This window comes from Bradyrhizobium sp. BLXBL-03 (assembly GCF_051853015.1).
Taxonomy (GTDB): Bacteria; Pseudomonadota; Alphaproteobacteria; order Rhizobiales; family Xanthobacteraceae; genus Bradyrhizobium; species Bradyrhizobium manausense.
In genome coordinates, this window is record NZ_CP182470.1 from 5,156,596 (window position 1) to 5,171,454 (window position 14,859).

The 14,859-nt window shown below is 65.1% G+C and carries 14 protein-coding genes; 9 read left to right on the forward strand and 5 right to left on the reverse strand.

The features are described from left to right. Positions 1 to 191: 191 nt before the first annotated feature. The 3 genes from ACNJX9_RS24880 to ACNJX9_RS24890 form a co-directional block, all read right to left on the reverse strand. A complete protein-coding gene (locus ACNJX9_RS24880; protein WP_439404650.1) occupies positions 192 to 425 on the reverse strand; it encodes a hypothetical protein in 234 nt (77 codons plus the stop codon). Continuing rightward, the gene (locus ACNJX9_RS24885; RefSeq protein WP_057758366.1) at positions 389 to 592 is read right to left on the reverse strand and encodes a hypothetical protein; all 204 of its coding nucleotides are present in this window, start codon (positions 590 to 592) and stop codon (positions 389 to 391) included. The genes ACNJX9_RS24880 and ACNJX9_RS24885 overlap by 37 nt, the downstream gene beginning before the upstream one ends. A 153-nt stretch (positions 593 to 745) precedes the next feature. After that, on the reverse strand, positions 746 to 1,477 hold the full coding sequence (locus ACNJX9_RS24890) for a Crp/Fnr family transcriptional regulator (RefSeq protein ID WP_057758368.1): 732 nt from the start codon (positions 1,475 to 1,477) through the stop codon (positions 746 to 748). A 150-nt stretch (positions 1,478 to 1,627) separates the two neighbouring features. Here ACNJX9_RS24890 and ACNJX9_RS24895 point away from each other — a divergent pair, with 150 nt between their 5' ends. After that, the gene (locus ACNJX9_RS24895) at positions 1,628 to 1,828 is read left to right on the forward strand and encodes a hypothetical protein (RefSeq protein WP_063958347.1); all 201 of its coding nucleotides are present in this window, start codon (positions 1,628 to 1,630) and stop codon (positions 1,826 to 1,828) included. A 439-nt stretch (positions 1,829 to 2,267) separates the two neighbouring features. Beyond that, positions 2,268 to 2,423, forward strand: coding sequence for a hypothetical protein (locus ACNJX9_RS24900; protein WP_167354019.1), 156 nt, complete (start codon positions 2,268 to 2,270; stop codon positions 2,421 to 2,423). A 17-nt stretch (positions 2,424 to 2,440) separates the two neighbouring features. On the opposite strand, the gene ACNJX9_RS24905 is transcribed toward ACNJX9_RS24900, so the two are convergent. Next, entirely contained in the window at positions 2,441 to 3,067 is a 627-nt protein-coding gene (locus ACNJX9_RS24905; protein WP_057758369.1) for a ParB-like protein, read from the reverse strand. Positions 3,068 to 3,358: 291 nt separating this feature from the next. On the opposite strand from ACNJX9_RS24905, the gene ACNJX9_RS24910 reads away from it, so the two are divergent. The 6 genes from ACNJX9_RS24910 (at position 3,359) to ACNJX9_RS24935 (ending at position 8,177) form a co-directional block, all read left to right on the forward strand. Beyond that, positions 3,359 to 3,703, forward strand: a complete 345-nt coding sequence (locus ACNJX9_RS24910; RefSeq protein WP_057758371.1) for a hypothetical protein — start codon at positions 3,359 to 3,361, stop codon at positions 3,701 to 3,703. Between the two features lie 261 nt (positions 3,704 to 3,964). Further along, positions 3,965 to 4,252 (forward strand): acyl carrier protein, encoded by a 288-nt coding sequence (locus ACNJX9_RS24915; RefSeq protein ID WP_007592476.1) that lies wholly within the window; start codon positions 3,965 to 3,967, stop codon positions 4,250 to 4,252. Between the two features lie 10 nt (positions 4,253 to 4,262). Then, the gene (locus tag ACNJX9_RS24920) at positions 4,263 to 4,733 is read left to right on the forward strand and encodes a 3-hydroxyacyl-ACP dehydratase FabZ family protein (protein WP_439404653.1); all 471 of its coding nucleotides are present in this window, start codon (positions 4,263 to 4,265) and stop codon (positions 4,731 to 4,733) included. Then, a complete protein-coding gene (locus tag ACNJX9_RS24925; protein WP_057758375.1) occupies positions 4,730 to 5,935 on the forward strand; it encodes a beta-ketoacyl-ACP synthase in 1,206 nt (401 codons plus the stop codon). The genes ACNJX9_RS24920 and ACNJX9_RS24925 overlap by 4 nt, the downstream gene beginning before the upstream one ends. Before the next feature lie 21 nt (positions 5,936 to 5,956). Beyond that, positions 5,957 to 7,234, forward strand: a complete 1,278-nt coding sequence (locus tag ACNJX9_RS24930; RefSeq protein WP_220001879.1) for a beta-ketoacyl-ACP synthase — start codon at positions 5,957 to 5,959, stop codon at positions 7,232 to 7,234. A gap of 10 nt (positions 7,235 to 7,244) precedes the next feature. Next, entirely contained in the window at positions 7,245 to 8,177 is a 933-nt protein-coding gene (locus tag ACNJX9_RS24935; RefSeq protein ID WP_057758379.1) for a lipid A biosynthesis lauroyl acyltransferase, read from the forward strand. 297 nt (positions 8,178 to 8,474) lie between these two features. On the opposite strand, the gene ACNJX9_RS24940 is transcribed toward ACNJX9_RS24935, so the two are convergent. Continuing rightward, complete coding sequence (locus ACNJX9_RS24940; protein ID WP_439404654.1) at positions 8,475 to 10,199, reverse strand: winged helix-turn-helix domain-containing protein; 1,725 nt, start codon at positions 10,197 to 10,199, stop codon at positions 8,475 to 8,477. 187 nt (positions 10,200 to 10,386) lie between these two features. Here ACNJX9_RS24940 and ACNJX9_RS24945 point away from each other — a divergent pair, with 187 nt between their 5' ends. After that, positions 10,387 to 14,856 (forward strand): autotransporter outer membrane beta-barrel domain-containing protein, encoded by a 4,470-nt coding sequence (locus tag ACNJX9_RS24945; protein ID WP_439404655.1) that lies wholly within the window; start codon positions 10,387 to 10,389, stop codon positions 14,854 to 14,856. Positions 14,857 to 14,859: the final 3 nt, after the last annotated feature.

Genomic DNA, 14,859 nt, shown 5'->3' on the forward strand with positions numbered 1-14,859 from the left:
AGCCAGTCGCACCTGACCGACGCCGGCGGGACGACATTCCTGTTTTTCATCGGCATTAGCTAGGTCAACGACTGGCGCCGTCCGCATCGTCATCCTCACTTTCGGAGATTTGGGGGTGCGTGATGTCATTGTTTCAACGGCTCTGCTTCGTAGCGCCGCAACTGGAATGATCGTCCTCGTCGCCGCCAGCGTCACGCCGCTGTTGTCCTGACCGGTTTGCTGGGCCGCGGATCAATGGTCACGACGAGCTGGGTTGCCGGCGCATGCGCAAGCTCCAACCATCTGATCGCTTCATCGATCCAATGGTCGTGGTTGAGAGGATCGGCCGCCGCCTGTTCGCGGCAGGCGGCCGCTTGGATCAGACAGGCCTCCCTGCGATCCACGGGATTCACTTCGGCATGGGCTGGCCCGATGTGGCCAACCATCCGTTGATGCTTCGTGCAATCTCCGCCTGACGCGCTTTCTGCAACATGATGTTGCGAGCTTCACCGAGCGGAAGCCTTCCCGCCGCCTTGCGCGCCGCTACCGCCGCCTGCTCCAATCGATCGTCGAAGGGTACGGTCTGCTTACGACGGTTGCGCTTCTGTGTCATGGAAACCTCCGGTCCGGTTTCCACGCTGCGCCTCGACGGCGCCGATGTCGCTAACCTGGGTTACAGCGCATCGACCTATAAATTTGCACTTCGGAGGAACAATCATGCCCTCTTCGCGTCTCGCGCGAAGACACCGAGCGCGGCATCCGGACCTCAAAGGGTTGGCGATTGATGCAGGTAACGGGGTTCGAAATCCGCTAGTTCCTGAAACTTCCGCTCGTCGAGCACGGTGACGCGGCCGCGATTGAGCTCGACGATCCCCTCCTGGCGCAGCTGTCTGATCACCCGGTTGGCGTGCACTGCGGTGATGCCCAGCGCCTCGCCGATCTGCTCCTGCGTCAGAGGCATTTCAAAGCTGTCGCTGTCCAGCCGCCCGATCATCCTGAGGCGCTCGCGCAGCTCGATCATGACATGGGCGAGCCGTGCCGGTGCGGGACGTTGGCCGACATTGACGATCCATTCGCGAAACATGGCGGAGTCGATCAGCGTGTCGCGCCAGAACATCTCGGCCACGCGCGGGCTGCGCCGATGCAATTTTTGCAGCGCCTCATGACTGATGAAACCGAGCGTCGCCGGCGTCAGCGTCGATAGATCATGGTCCATCACGTGCAGAAACAGGCTCATGAGATCAGGGATCTCGCCGGGGATATGCAGCGAAAGGATCTGCCGCTTGCCATTCGCGAGGGTCTTGGAGCGCGCGCAAAATCCGTCCACGATCAGGCAGCAGTCGGTCGCACGCTCGCCATCGCGCACCACCGCCGTCTCGGCCGGAAACTGCCGCACCGAGATCGGAAGGGCTTCGACCTCCCTGATATCCTCCTCCGCAATTGCGGAAGAAACGCGCAGTCGCTCGATGAGCGCCGCGCGGATCGCGTCGCTGGGCACTTTCTCCGGCTCCCGTCGTGGAGAAGGAACTCAAGGCGCCGCAGCGCCCGCCGGGACAAAACCCGCGATCGCCTCGCACGGTTCCAACAAAAGTTAAGGACGCGGCTTGGTGGCGCGTGGTTGGCTTGGCGCTCGAAAGGGCAATTCATCATGAAGAAGCGCAATCGTACGCGACCGGCCCAGTCCCTTCAGGAACGCCTGACCAGGTTCACGCAGAACGCCCGCGCCGCGGCCAACAATCTTCCGGTCGGCGCCGAGCGTCACGCACTGCTGCAAAAGGCACGCGACGGCGAGGCCGCCGCGGCGATGGAGCGTTTGCTCTCCTCCCCCAACCCACAAGGTCCGAAATAGGCGGGCCGGGCGGCCGGATCGCTAGTGCTTTACCATCAGCGGGAGCGCAGGTGCGAAGCGCTCCTCGAACGTCAAAGTCCTGGCCTGGTGGACCGCGGCGAACGACGCCGAGATTCCTGCTGAAGCAACCACGGCCAAGCCAATTGCGAAAACCAGACGGCGCATGTGAGCCTCCCTTGTGAGCTCGACTACCATGATTAAGTGGAGCGGCTCTGTTTCAGGACGGTTTCGTCAGCGCGGAAAATGATTGCGTTCAAGCGGCTGTGATCAGGTCGGCCTCGTCGGGCCGCATGCCATCACCAGCTCATGAGTATCGCCGTTGTCTTGCAGCGAGCGCGAGCAGTGACGGGAATTTCCCGCCCGCGAGCGCGATCGGATATCGCAAGGACACAGCGACAGGCACACCCTGCTTGCGTGCCGCGCCTTCGAGGAAACTCACATGAAGATCGTGATTCAAAAGCTCAATGGTCTGTGGCACCTCATCGTCGGGTCGTATCGAATCCGTACCCCCTTTCTGGAGACCCAGGACCGCGCGCTGGTCGTGACATACGCCAGGCGCGCCTACCCTGGCGCTAAGATCTTCCAGCGCGACTGATGGAAGCGTTGCGCGCCTCAATCGTCCGATGCCGGCCCGCACCAGCCGGGCAGGTAGATTGCATCCTTGCTCTTGGCCGCAGCCAGCGCCTTCTCGAGCGCCTTGTCGAAATTGGCGTCCACCGCCTTGCGCGACAACTTGCGGCGCAGGAAGTCGGCCCAGAGAAATTCGGAGAAGGGCGTGGTGTCCTTGGCGAAGCCGCCCATGCGGCGGAGTTCGCCGGCGAGGCTGCGGAACGGATCGTCCTTGAGATCGGCGACCGATTTCGGCAGATCGCGGAATGACCGGCGCTCGCCCTTGGAGTCGTAAGGGTAGACCCAGCGCTTGTTGTCCATCACGCCCCAGAACGCTTCTTTCTCGACCATGCGAAGGTCGCCGACGACAGTGACCAGCACCTGCTTGATGCCCTCGTCGTGGAGCGCGCGGCCGAGATGGTGATGGTCGATGACGTAGTAGCGTCCGTCAGGGCCGGCGACGACGGGGATCATGTGGGTGCCAAGCAGGTCGGACTGCTTGTTCTTGCCGTGCTCGCGCCAGCGCTTGCGCTTCTCCTTGACCTCGCGCATGCCGACCGTCATCTGCGTCGGCCGAAGCGACAGGATCGGTACCGGGTGCACTCTCGGCTCGCGCGCGTTGGTCGTCATGATCGAGGGCCTCTCATCTGGTTGCAAGCTGTCGTCCGGGTTCCCGATTATGCCATGGGCCTTGCGGCGGCAACATGCGTTCGGGAGACACCAAGCGCGATCCGGACCCGCAGTGTTGCAGCGCAACCCAGAGGTTCCTGATGCCGGGATGACAACCGGGGCCGGTGATGACGCTTCTGTCCAGGAAGATCATGCCAACGCGCAATGCACGTGCGCGTCGAGAAGATTTTCTGCACCCACGAAGTCGCCTGTGCTATCTAGAAATCGCTGCTTCGGAGTGATCCCCGCCCCATGAAATCCCAGCGGCCCATAACCTCGGACGACGAGCACCAGGTGCTCCAGTTCAGGCCGCGCACGACGCCCGCTCCGGTGATCCGTCGGGGCAGCGGCGTCGTCCAGAAGCTGCATGCAGAGGCGCCCGAGCCGCTCGACCTGTCGCGCTACCAGCAGCCCCGCGCCGAGCCCGACGATTACCGGCATCGCATGCTCGCCAACATCGCCGCGCTCGCCTTTACCATCGCCCTGACTGCGATCGGGATCTGGCTCGCGGTCAGCATCGCCGATCTGCGCCGCACACAGGATTGCGTGCTGATGGGCCGCCGGGACTGCGTCAGGATCACGACACCGCACATCTAGGCCCGGCCGGCGACGTCGTCGCGGCCGGGACAAGCCCGGCCATGACGGTGCGACCATAGAACGCCAGTACAGGGATGGGGCAGCGTCCCCAGCCCTGTCCGCCACCCCGTCCGGCTCCATTGAACTCGGGGCGGCGCTCCGATATACGGGCTCTCGACCCGTCCAGAGGGGGGTTTGAGGGCGTCATCAGGGGCGCGATGCCCACCCACCGTGCCGCTCTGGGAACCTGACAAATATCAGCAATATATCAAAGGCTTAGTGATGTCCTCCACATTCGATCAGGTCGCTACGATCATCGCTGAAACCTGCGACATCCCGCGCGACACGATCACGCCGGATAGCCATGCCATCGATGACCTCGGCATCGACAGCCTCGATTTCCTGGACATCGCGTTCGCGATCGACAAGCAGTTCGGCATCAAGCTGCCGCTGGAAAAGTGGACCCAGGAAGTCAACGACGGCAAGGCGACCACCGAGCAGTATTTCGTGCTGAAGAACCTGTGCGCGCGCATCGACGAGCTGGTTGCCGCCAAGGGCGCGAGCGCCTGATCGGGCGGTCATGCAACTCGAATACTTCCACATGATCGATCGCATCGTCGACCTCAAGGTCGACGAGAAGACGATCGTCGTCGAGGCCCAGGTCCCCCAGGAGAGCACCGTCTTCGAGGGGCACTTCCCGGGCTATCCCCTGATGCCCGGCGTGCTGCTGATCGAATCGATGGCACAGGCCTCGGGCTTTCTCCTGCTTGGTGTGCTCAAGTTCGAGCGCATGCCGATTCTTGCTGCCGTGAAGGAAGCCAAAGTCCGCGGCTCGGTGTTTCCGGGCGACCTCATGACGCTCGAGGCGAGCGTCGCCCATGAGGGCTCGGGCTACGCGATGACCGAGGCGAAGCTCCGGGTTGGCGGCAAGCTCCGCGCGAACTCGAGCCTCACTTTTACGCTGATCCCCTTCCCCAATCCGGATATGCGCGGATACATGGACGCGGTCGCAACCCGCGTCGGCTTTCCGCAACAGGCCGTTTCGCCATGACTGACACCGTTTCGAAGCCGGGCCAGACCGAAGTCTGGATCACCGGTATTGGTCTTGCCACCTCGCTTGGCGAAGGGCTCGACGCCAACTGGGCCGCGCTCCAGGAAAAGCGCATCAATGTCGACGAGACCGGCTTTGCGCCCTTCATCGTGCACCCGCTGCTGCCCGTCTCCTTCGACAGCCAGATCCCGAAGAAGGGTGACCAGCGGCAGATGGAAGCCTGGCAGCGCATCGGCGTCTATGCCGCGGGCCTCGCGCTCGACTCGGCCGGCATCAAGGGCAACAAGGATATCCTGTCGAAGATCGACATGGTGGTGGCTGCCGGCGGCGGCGAGCGCGACCTCAACGTCGACACCGGCGTACTGAACGCCGAAGCCAGGGGCGCCAATGCCCCCGGCTTCCTCAACGAGCGGCTGATGAGCGATCTCCGGCCGACGTTGTTTCTGGCCCAGCTCTCCAATCTGCTCGCCGGCAACATCGCCATCGTCAACGGTCTCGGCGGCACTTCCCGCACCTTCATGGGCGAAGAGGTTGCGGGCGCCGATGCGCTGCGCATCGCGCTGTCGCGCATCGCCTCGGGCGAGAGCGACATTGCGCTGGTCGGCGGCTCGCATAATGGCGAGCGCAAGGACCTGTTGGTCCTCTATGAATTCGGCGACTTCAACCTGAAGGACAAGTTCGCTCCGGTCTGGGCGCGCAAGGACCATCCCGGCTTCGCGCTCGGCTCGGCCGGCGCCTTCCTTGTGCTGGAATCGAAAGCGCACGCGGAAGCGCGCGGCGCCAAGCCTTACGCAAAACTGTCGAGCGTGGTGACCGATCTGGCCCGCCGCAAGCAGTCCGGCGACATGGAAGCGACGCTGGAGAAGCTCTGGGACAAGCTGCCGAAGCGCGCGGGCAAGGGCGCGATCATCTCGGGCGCATCAGGCGCAGAGCCGGCGACCTCGGAGGAGCGCGACTTCCTGAAGAAGCACACCGACTTCCCGGTACGCGCGACCGGTACGATGTTCGGGCACACCATGGAAACGCAGTTCCCGCTCGGGATTGCGCTCGCCGCGCTCTCGATCTCGCGTGGCGCGCTGTTCCCGCCGAACGATTCGACCGGGACCGAGATTGAAATGCAGGGGGCGCCCACCCAGATTGTCGTGGTGGGAGCCGGACACTGGCGCGGCGAAGGCATGGCGCTGGTCGAGGCGGTTGACTAGCTTCATCGGGGGACGATCGACATGACTGCACCACGCGACAAACTCGGGCGTCCCGTCGTCGTCGTCACCGGCATGGGCATCATGACCTCGCTCGGTGCCGGCAAGGCCGACAATTGGTCGAAGCTCGTTGCAGGCGAATCCGGCATCCGCACCATCACGCGCTTTCCCGTCGACGGCCTGAAGACCACGATGGCCGGCACGGTCGATTTCGTCAGCGTCGATCCGTTCTCCTCGACCGGCCTGTCCGAGCGGATGGCCGAGCTCGTCACGGAGGAAGCCCTCGAGCAGGCCGGCATCGGCGCCAAGGGCGATTTCCCGGGTCCGCTCTTCCTCGCGGTTGCGCCGGTCGAGGTGGAGTGGCCGCAGCGCCGCGAGCTCGGCCGCACCGTGGGCGCGCCCGACTTCACTTACGACGATCTCTTGCGCATCTCCGGCGGCGGCAAGTTCAGCGCCTATCATCATCGCTTCATGTTCGGCTCGGTCGCAGCCCACCTCGCCGAGACCTTCGGCACCAAGGGCTCGCCGATCTCGCTGTCGACGGCCTGCGCATCCGGCGCGACCTCGATCCAGCTCGGCGTCGAGGCGATCCGCCGCGGCGAGACCGATGCGGCGCTGTGCGTCGCCACCGACGGCACCGTGAATCCGGAAGCGCTGGTGCGCTTCTCGCTGCTGTCGGCGCTGTCGACCCAGAACGATCCGCCGCAGGCCGCCTCCCGCCCCTTCTCCAAGAACCGCGACGGTTTTGTCATGGCCGAAGGCGCCGGCGCGCTTGTGCTGGAGAGCTACGAAGCAGCTCTCGCGCGTGGAGCAAAGATTCTCGGCGTGATCGCCGGCTGCGGCGAGCTCACCGATTCCTTCCATCGCACCCGCTCCTCGCCCGACGGCAAGCCGATCATCGGCTGCATGAACAAGACCCTGGCCGATGCCGGCATGACGCCCGACCAGATCGACCATATCAACGCGCACGGCACCGCGACGCCCGAGAACGACAAGATGGAGTTCAACACGACCTCGGCCGTGTTCGGCGATCTCGCCCAGAAGATTCCGGTCACCTCCAACAAGTCGATGGTCGGCCACACCATCTCGGCGGCCGGCGCGGTCGAGGCGATCTTCTCGCTGCTGACGCTCGAGCATCAGCGCATTCCGCCGACCATCAATTACGAGACGCCCGATCCCACCATCCTGTTCAACGTGGTCGGCAACAAGGCGCGCGATGCCCGCGTCACCGCCGTGATGTCGAACTCGTTCGGCTTTGGCGGCCAGAACGCCTCGCTGATCCTGACCCGCGAACCGGCCTGACGAACGCAGCATGGCGCTGATTCCCATCAGCACGAAGATTCGCGCGCGCAATGCAGCCAAATCGATCGCCGGAGGCCTGATCGGCGCCGCCACCGTCGGCATGCTGCGCACCACGCGCTATTTCGACCCGGTCAAGACCTCCGACTTTTTCGCGCGCGTCACCAAGCTGATCGGGCCGCGCCTGCGCGAGCATCGCATCGGCCGCGCCAATCTCACCGCGGCGTTTCCCGAGAAGTCGCCCGAGGAGATCGAGCAGATCCTGATGGGCGTGTGGGACAATCTCGGCCGCGTCGGTGCCGAGTTCGCCCATATCGACCATGTCTGGAATTACGATCGCGCGCATCCGGAACGCAGCCGGATCGAGTTGTCGCCGCGCACCGTCGAGATCTACGACCGGATCAGGGACGACGGCAAGCCGGCGCTGATTTTCGCCGCGCACCTGGCCAATTGGGAATTGCCCGCGCTCGCCGCGCCCGCGCACGGGCTCGATGCGGCGATCCTCTACCGCCGGCCCAACATCGCCTCCGCCGACCGCATCATCCAGGAGATGCGCCAGGTCAACATGGGCACGCTGATTCCGGCGGGCCGCGACGCGCCCTTGCGGCTCGGACAGGCGCTCAAGGACGGCAAGCACGTCGCCATGCTGATCGACCAGTATCTGGCCGGCGGCGTCGAGGTCACCTTTTTCGGCCGCAAGACCCGCGCCAACCCGACACTGGCGCGCCTGCTCCGCCAGGTCGAGTGCCCGATCCACGGCGTGCGCATCATCCGCCTGCCAAACTTCCGCTTCCGCGCCGAGCTGACCGAAGAGATTCCCCCGGTGCGCGACGCCGACGGCAAGATCGACATCCAGGGCACGATGCAGGCGATCACGAGCGTGGTCGAAGGCTGGGTGCGCGAGTATCCCGAGCAGTGGCTGTGGCTGCACCGGCGGTGGCGGTAGGCGCTCTGTCATTGCGAGCGCAGCGAAGCAATCCAGAATCCCTCCGCGGAAAGACTCTGGATTGCTTCGCTGCGCTCGCAATGACGATGCTATTCGTCCCGTCATCCTGAGGTGCGAGTTGCGCAGTGCATTTGCACTGCGCGGCGAGCCTCGAAGGATGCACGGCCCCGATGCAGCCGGGCCGCCGCCCTTCGTTGCTCTGCGGCGCGGCGCGCCACAGAGAGCGCACCTCAGGTTGACGGTCTGACTTTCTCTGACAGGAAGCGAGGAAGGCTCGATGCCGGACGGAGCGCGCCCTCACTCCTCCGGCAATCCCGCATCCACCTCGGCCTGCACGACTCGTTCCCACGCCGCGATACAGACCGGGCTTGCGTTCTTCATCGGGGGCCAGACGCTTTGCCTGTTGGTGCCGGGCCGCAAGCGCAGGCCCTCCGCGATCGCGGCCGTCGCCTCCTCGCCCCGGCCCAGCCTCTGATAGGCCGCGGCGAGCAGGAAATGCGAGCGGCCGGTGCCCGGCGTGATGGCGATCGAGCGCTGCAGCCACGGTAGCGCCTCCTCGTAGCGGCCCATCAAGGCATTCGCCGTGCCTGCGCCGAGCAGCCAGGTCCAGCGCGAGGCCGGCGGCGTGTCGTAACGATCGGCCTGCTGGAACGTGGTGAGCGCATCGTCGAAGCGGCCGAGATAGATCTGGCCCAAGCCGATCAGATAGAGCGCCGCCCCGTCCCACGGATCGAAGCTCAAGGCTTTGGCGCAGGTGACGAGGCTTTCGACGAAATGGTTGGTGGCGCTGAGGAAGCGGCAAGAGGCCTCCAGCACCGGGATCGAATTCGGCCTCGATCGCAACGCCTGCTCCAGCGTTGCATTGGCGTTCGCCTCGACAATGGCCGCCTCCTCCGGGCTGAACCAGACCATCTGGATGCCGCGCATCTGCAGCGAAGCGAGCGCAACCGCGATGTCGAGATTATCAGGATCGTCGCTCAGCGCCTTCTGCAGCATCGCCTGCGCCGCGCCAAAACGCTCGCGCGTGGTCTGGTTGATCGAGGCGAGCGCCTGCTCGACCGCGACCTTGTCGCCGCCCGCCGACGATGTGCGGCGCGCCGATGACGATGCGCTCGGCTCCAGCATCTCATTGAGGCGGCGCGCCAGCACATGGCCGACGCCTGCCGCGAGCCGCGCCTGCACAAGCTGCGCGTCCAGCGCCTCGACATTGACCGAGACTGTCGCGACCGATTGAACCTCGCCGCCCGCAGTCTTGATGATGCGCGCACGCAGCGTCCAGGACTGATCGGCGAGCTGCAACTCGCCGCGCAGCTCGTAATCGGATGAGGTGGCAGGCACGGCCGGGCTTTCGCCGCCCGTGACCGTCGCCACCAGTGGCGTCACCACGCTGATGTTCTGGATCCTGGCAAAACCGTCGGTCAAACGGCCGGTGACCTCCGCCGCCATCGCCACGCCACGGGAATCGCTGCTGGCATCAACGATCGGCATCACCGCGATGCGCGGCGGCGTCCGCTTGAACAGCAGGTCCGGCTTCAGCGCCGGCGCAGCCACCGCGAGCCCCATGACGACCACGCCGAGACCCACGGCGGCGGCAGCGACGGCACGACGGCTCAAACCGAACATCGCGCGCGGTTGCGCCGCGACCACGGCGGGCCGCATGGGCTCGCTTTCATCCGCAGCCAACGTCGGCGGTGCCTCGGCCTGCGCCGTGACATCAGGCGCCTCCACGACCTCCGTCGCCAGCAGATAGCCGCCGCCGGAGGCGAGCTTGATCAGCTGCCGCCGGTCGTCGCCGAGCGCGCCACGAAGCTCGCGGATGCACTGGAACAGGCTGTCCTCGCCGACATGGACGTTCGGCCAGATCGCCTCCATCAGCTCCTGCTTGCCAAGCACGCGGCCGCCACTGCTGGCGAACAGCCGCAGCATCTCGAACGTCTTGGGCCGGAGCTTGATCGGCGTGCCATCGGCCCCGCGCAGCTCCGCGCGCGGCAGGTCCAGCTCGAAGCCGGCGAAACGAAGCAAGCGAACCCCCAACACGTCTCTCAAGGCGGGTCATATAGCCGAAGTCTGGCGAAAATGCCCGAAAATCGGCCCTGAAACGCAAATATCAGAAACTTTCAGAAACTAGCCAACCCCTTATCAGGACACCACTCCCGCCCGGTGCGAAGAATCCCCTCAAGGACTCGGGACCTGCGTGTTGGGGGAAGTGGTGAAGACCGGGAAAGATTGTTTCAAAGCGGGCGGCCGCCTGCGGGCCGCGCTGCTGACGTCGTCGGCGCTGGCCCTGGCCTGGGCGCTGCCGGCCGCGCCGGCGCACGCCGCGTCGAACGGCACCTGGCTCGCCTCTCCCGGCAGCAACGATTACAGCAACGGCGCCAATTGGGACGGCGGCTTCGTGCCGGTGGGCACGGCCTCGTTCGGCACATCGAACACCACCAGCCTGGTGATTACGAGCGCCAGCGTCGGCGGCTGGACCTTCAATGCCGGCGCCTCGAACTACACGTTCGACGTCAGCAACTCGCTTTACTTCACGGGCGCTGGAATCACCGTCAACGGCGGCGGTGTCACGATCAACATCAACGGCGGCGACCTTGCGTTCTCCGGCAACAGCACGGCCGGCAATGCCGCGATCAACAACAACGGTCAAATCGAGTTTGCCACGACCGGTCCCGTCACGGCCGGCTCGATCTCGGGCAGCGGGATCTTCGACCTCGGCGGCAACCAACTGACGGTCGGCTCCAACAATCTGTCGACCGCCGTGACCGGCAATATGATCTTCGGCTCGCTGGTCAAGATCGGCAGCGGCACGCTGACCTTGTTGGGCGCCAAGACCTATGCCGGCGGCACCACGATCAACGGCGGCACTTTACAGCTCGGCAGTGCCGGCGGCGGCGGCTCCATTGTGGGGACCGTCACCGTTGGCGCCAGCGGCACGTTCAGCGTCTTCAACGGCGACACCAGCGGCATCACCGGCATCACCAACGGCGGAACCACGATCTTCCACAACGGAAGCGGCGCCGGCAGCACCACCATCACCAACAGTGGCATCCTCTCGTTCTACGACGATGGCACGGCGGGCGCTTCAACCATCACCAACACGGGACACGGCACCGCCGACTTCTACGACCGCAGCACGGCCGGAAGCGCGACCATCAACCATAGTCCCACCGACTACACCGCCGCTATCACCTTCCACAATTCCAGCACGGCCGGAACCGCCAACATCACCAACGATGGCGCCGGCTCGGTTTATTTCCGCGACGCAAGCACGGCGGCAAGCGCAACCATCAACAACAACCTCAACAGAACGATGGCGTTTTACGACGCCAGCACGGCCGGCAGCGCGACCATCAACAACTACGGCGGTCTGACATATTTCTACGGCACGAGCACGGCCGGCGGCGCCACCATCACCAACTTTAGCTACGGCCAGCTCAGCTTCAACGACTCGAGCTCGGCCGCAAACGCCAACATCACCAGTGGTTACTTCGGCTTCGTCGGCTTCTTCAATTCGAGCACGGCTGGCAGCGCCACCATCAACATCAATGACTACACCGGCATGCTGAATTTTCACGGCGCCAGTACGGCCGGCAGCGCCACCATCACCAACACCGGCAATGCGTTATTTTACGACACCAGTACCGCTGGCAGCGCGACGATCAATAACAACAGCATGCTCTCCTTCTACGGCTCGAGCACGGCTGGCACTGCTGTCATCACCAACGCCAACTCGGTCACTTTCAATCAGATGAGTTCGGCTGCGAGCGCCGGCATTACCAACAACGGTGTCCTGTCCTTCAGTGGTTCGAGCACGGCGGCAAGCGCAGCGATCACCAATAACCTTGCAACGAATTTCGCCGGCGCCAGCACGGCGGGAAGCGCTGATATCACCAACACCTATAATATCCTTTTCGCCGGCAATAGCACGGCCGGCAACGCCGTCATTACCAACAATGGCGGTGGTCCCTTCCACAATTCCGTGGGAAACACCTCTTTCATGGACAACTCGACTGCGGGCAACGCGCAGTTGATCAACAACGACCCGAGCGCCGTCTTCGATTTTTCCCGCAGCTCCGGCCCGAACGGCGATCACAAGCTCAGCGCCGGCTCGATTGCCGGCAATGGCACGTTCTATCTCGGCGATAACGAACTCACGGTCGGCGGCAACAATCTGTCGACCGCCGTCAGCGGCGTCATTGCCGATGGTGGCAGCACCAGCGGCACCGGCGCCTCGCTGGTCAAGACCGGCACCGGCACGCTGACGCTGTCAGGCGCCAACACCTACACCGGCGGCACCACCTTCGCCGGCGGAATCGTCAGCGTCTCCTCGGACGCCAATCTCGGCGACCCCTCGGGCAGCCTGACCTTCAAGGGCGGCACCTTGCAGGTCACCGGCACGACATTCACCACCACCGCACGCACCGTCATTTTGGGGGTCGGCGGCGGCACATTCGACATTGCGGACGCCGCCAACGATTTCACCGTCAGCCAGAGCATCAGCGGCAGCACACTGACCAAGTCAGGCGCCGGCACGCTGACCTTGACCGGCGCGGCAGGTTTTTCCGGCGCGACGGTGTCCGCCGGCACGCTGGCATTCCTCGGTACCACGGCCGGTAGCGCTGATATCACCAACAACGCGCAGCTGGCGTTCTACGGCAACGCCACAGCCGGCAGCGCGACCATCCGCAACAGCGGCAATGTGCTGTTCGACGGCAACTCCACGGCCGGCAACGCGCAGCTCATCAACACCGACCCCAGCGCAATCATCAACTTTTTCACGCCCGGCCCGGGCGGCGATGGCAGGATCACTGCCGGCTCACTCGCCGGCAACGGCCGCTTCGACCTCAACAGCACAGAGCTGACGGTTGGCAGCAACAATCTGTCGACGACAGTTACCGGCGTGCTCACCGGCGACGGAATGGTTACTGGAACATCGCTGGTCAAGACCGGCACCGGCACGCTGACGCTGGCAGGCATCAACACCTACACCGGCGCCACGATCGTGAACGGCGGCACGCTGGCGGTGAACGGCTCGATTGCGTCGTCGAGCAGCCTCACCGTCAACAGCGGCGGCACGCTCGGTGGCACCGGCATCGTCGGCAACACGACCATCGCGAGCGGTGGTACGCTGTCGCCGGGCAATTCCATCGGCACACTCAGCGTCAGCCGCAACCTCGCCTTCAGTGCCGGCAGCTTCTACCGGGTCGAGGTCTCCACCACCGCCGCCGACCGAACCAACGTCTCGGGCACCGCGACACTCACCGGCGCCACCGTGCAGGCGGTGGCGATCCCCGGCAGCTTCCGCAGCCAGACCTACAGGATTCTCAATGCGAGCGGCGGCCTCGGTGGAACGCGCTTCGCCGGATTGAGCCTGAGCGGCAGCTTCAGCCCCACCCGCAATCCGCATCTCACCTACGACCTCAACAACGTCTATCTCGTGCTCGATCCCGGCACGATCGCGCTGCCGGCAGGCACCGGGGCGAACCAGAGCAATGTCGCCGGCGCCATCAACCGCGCCGTCGCTGGCGGCCGGACGCCGCCCGCCGGCTTCGATGCGCTGCTCAACATGGGCCAGTCGCAGCTCAACGGCGCGCTCGGCCAGGTCTCCGGCCAGCCCGGCGCCGCCGGTACGCAGGCCTCGTTCAATGCCATGCAGCAATTCGTCGGCATGCTCGACCCACTGGGTGGCGGCGCGGATGGCGAACGCGACGGCACGGGTGGCGACGGCGGGACGCTGGGCTACGCGTCCACCGCACCAAACGACGCGAAAATGCGCGCGGCCTACGCCGCGGTGACACCGCGCGAGACAAGCGGCGATGTCATCGACCGCCGCTGGGGCGTGTGGGCCTCCGGCTATGGCGGCGGCAGCACGTTGAACGGCAACGCCGCGGCAGGTTCGAGCACCACCACCAGCCACATCTACGGCACCGTGGTCGGCGCCGATTATCGCGTCGCGCCGAACACGCTGGTCGGCTTTGCACTCGGCGGCGCCGGCTACAATTTTTCGCTGTCCGACAGCCTCGGCAGCGGCCGCGCCGATCTGTTCCAGGCCGGCGTCTACGGCCGCCACACATTCGGGCCGGCCTACATCTCCGCCGCGCTCGCCTATGGCTGGCAGGACGTCACCACCGACCGCACCGTGACGGTGTCAGGCACCGACAAGCTCACCGCCAACTTCAAGGCCAGCACCTTCGCCGGCCGCCTCGAGGCGGGCTGGCGCTTCGCCCCCATCCCCGGCTCCAGCTTCGGCGTGACGCCCTACGCGGCCGTTCAGGCGATCACCTTCCATCTGCCCTTCTATGGTGAGACCGCCCTCGTCGGCAGCAACCAGTTCGCGCTGTCCTACAGTTCGCAGGACACCACGAATGTGCGCACGGAGCTTGGCGCCCGCACCGACCAGCGATTCCTCGTCAGCGACGGCGTGCTCACGCTGCGCGGCCGCCTCGCCTGGGCGCACGACACCAACACCAACCGCCTCGTCAACGCCGCCTTCCAGACGCTGCCGGGCGCGGCGTTCACGGTCAATGGCGCGCAGCCGGCCGCAGACTCCGCGCTGGTCGGTGGCCGCGCGGAGATGAAATGGCGAAACGGGTTCTCGCTCGCGGGCACGATCGAAGGTGAGTTCTCCCAGAGCACGCAGACCTACACGGGCAAGGGCACGGTGCGGTATGAGTGGTAGGCG

Bases quoted from the DNA above. Each gene is read 5' to 3' on its own strand.
- ACNJX9_RS24880 (WP_439404650.1), bottom strand. From the start codon at position 425: ATGGTTGGCCACATCGGGCCAGCCCATGCCGAAGTGAATCCCGTGGAT.
- ACNJX9_RS24885 (WP_057758366.1), bottom strand. From the start codon at position 592: ATGACACAGAAGCGCAACCGTCGTAAGCAGACCGTACCCTTCGACGAT.
- ACNJX9_RS24895 (WP_063958347.1), top strand. From the start codon at position 1,628: ATGAAGAAGCGCAATCGTACGCGACCGGCCCAGTCCCTTCAGGAACGC.
- ACNJX9_RS24900 (WP_167354019.1), top strand. From the start codon at position 2,268: ATGAAGATCGTGATTCAAAAGCTCAATGGTCTGTGGCACCTCATCGTC.
- ACNJX9_RS24905 (WP_057758369.1), bottom strand. From the start codon at position 3,067: ATGACGACCAACGCGCGCGAGCCGAGAGTGCACCCGGTACCGATCCTG.
- ACNJX9_RS24910 (WP_057758371.1), top strand. From the start codon at position 3,359: ATGAAATCCCAGCGGCCCATAACCTCGGACGACGAGCACCAGGTGCTC.
- ACNJX9_RS24915 (WP_007592476.1), top strand. From the start codon at position 3,965: ATGTCCTCCACATTCGATCAGGTCGCTACGATCATCGCTGAAACCTGC.
- ACNJX9_RS24920 (WP_439404653.1), top strand. From the start codon at position 4,263: ATGCAACTCGAATACTTCCACATGATCGATCGCATCGTCGACCTCAAG.
- ACNJX9_RS24925 (WP_057758375.1), top strand. From the start codon at position 4,730: ATGACTGACACCGTTTCGAAGCCGGGCCAGACCGAAGTCTGGATCACC.
- ACNJX9_RS24930 (WP_220001879.1), top strand. From the start codon at position 5,957: ATGACTGCACCACGCGACAAACTCGGGCGTCCCGTCGTCGTCGTCACC.
- ACNJX9_RS24935 (WP_057758379.1), top strand. From the start codon at position 7,245: ATGGCGCTGATTCCCATCAGCACGAAGATTCGCGCGCGCAATGCAGCC.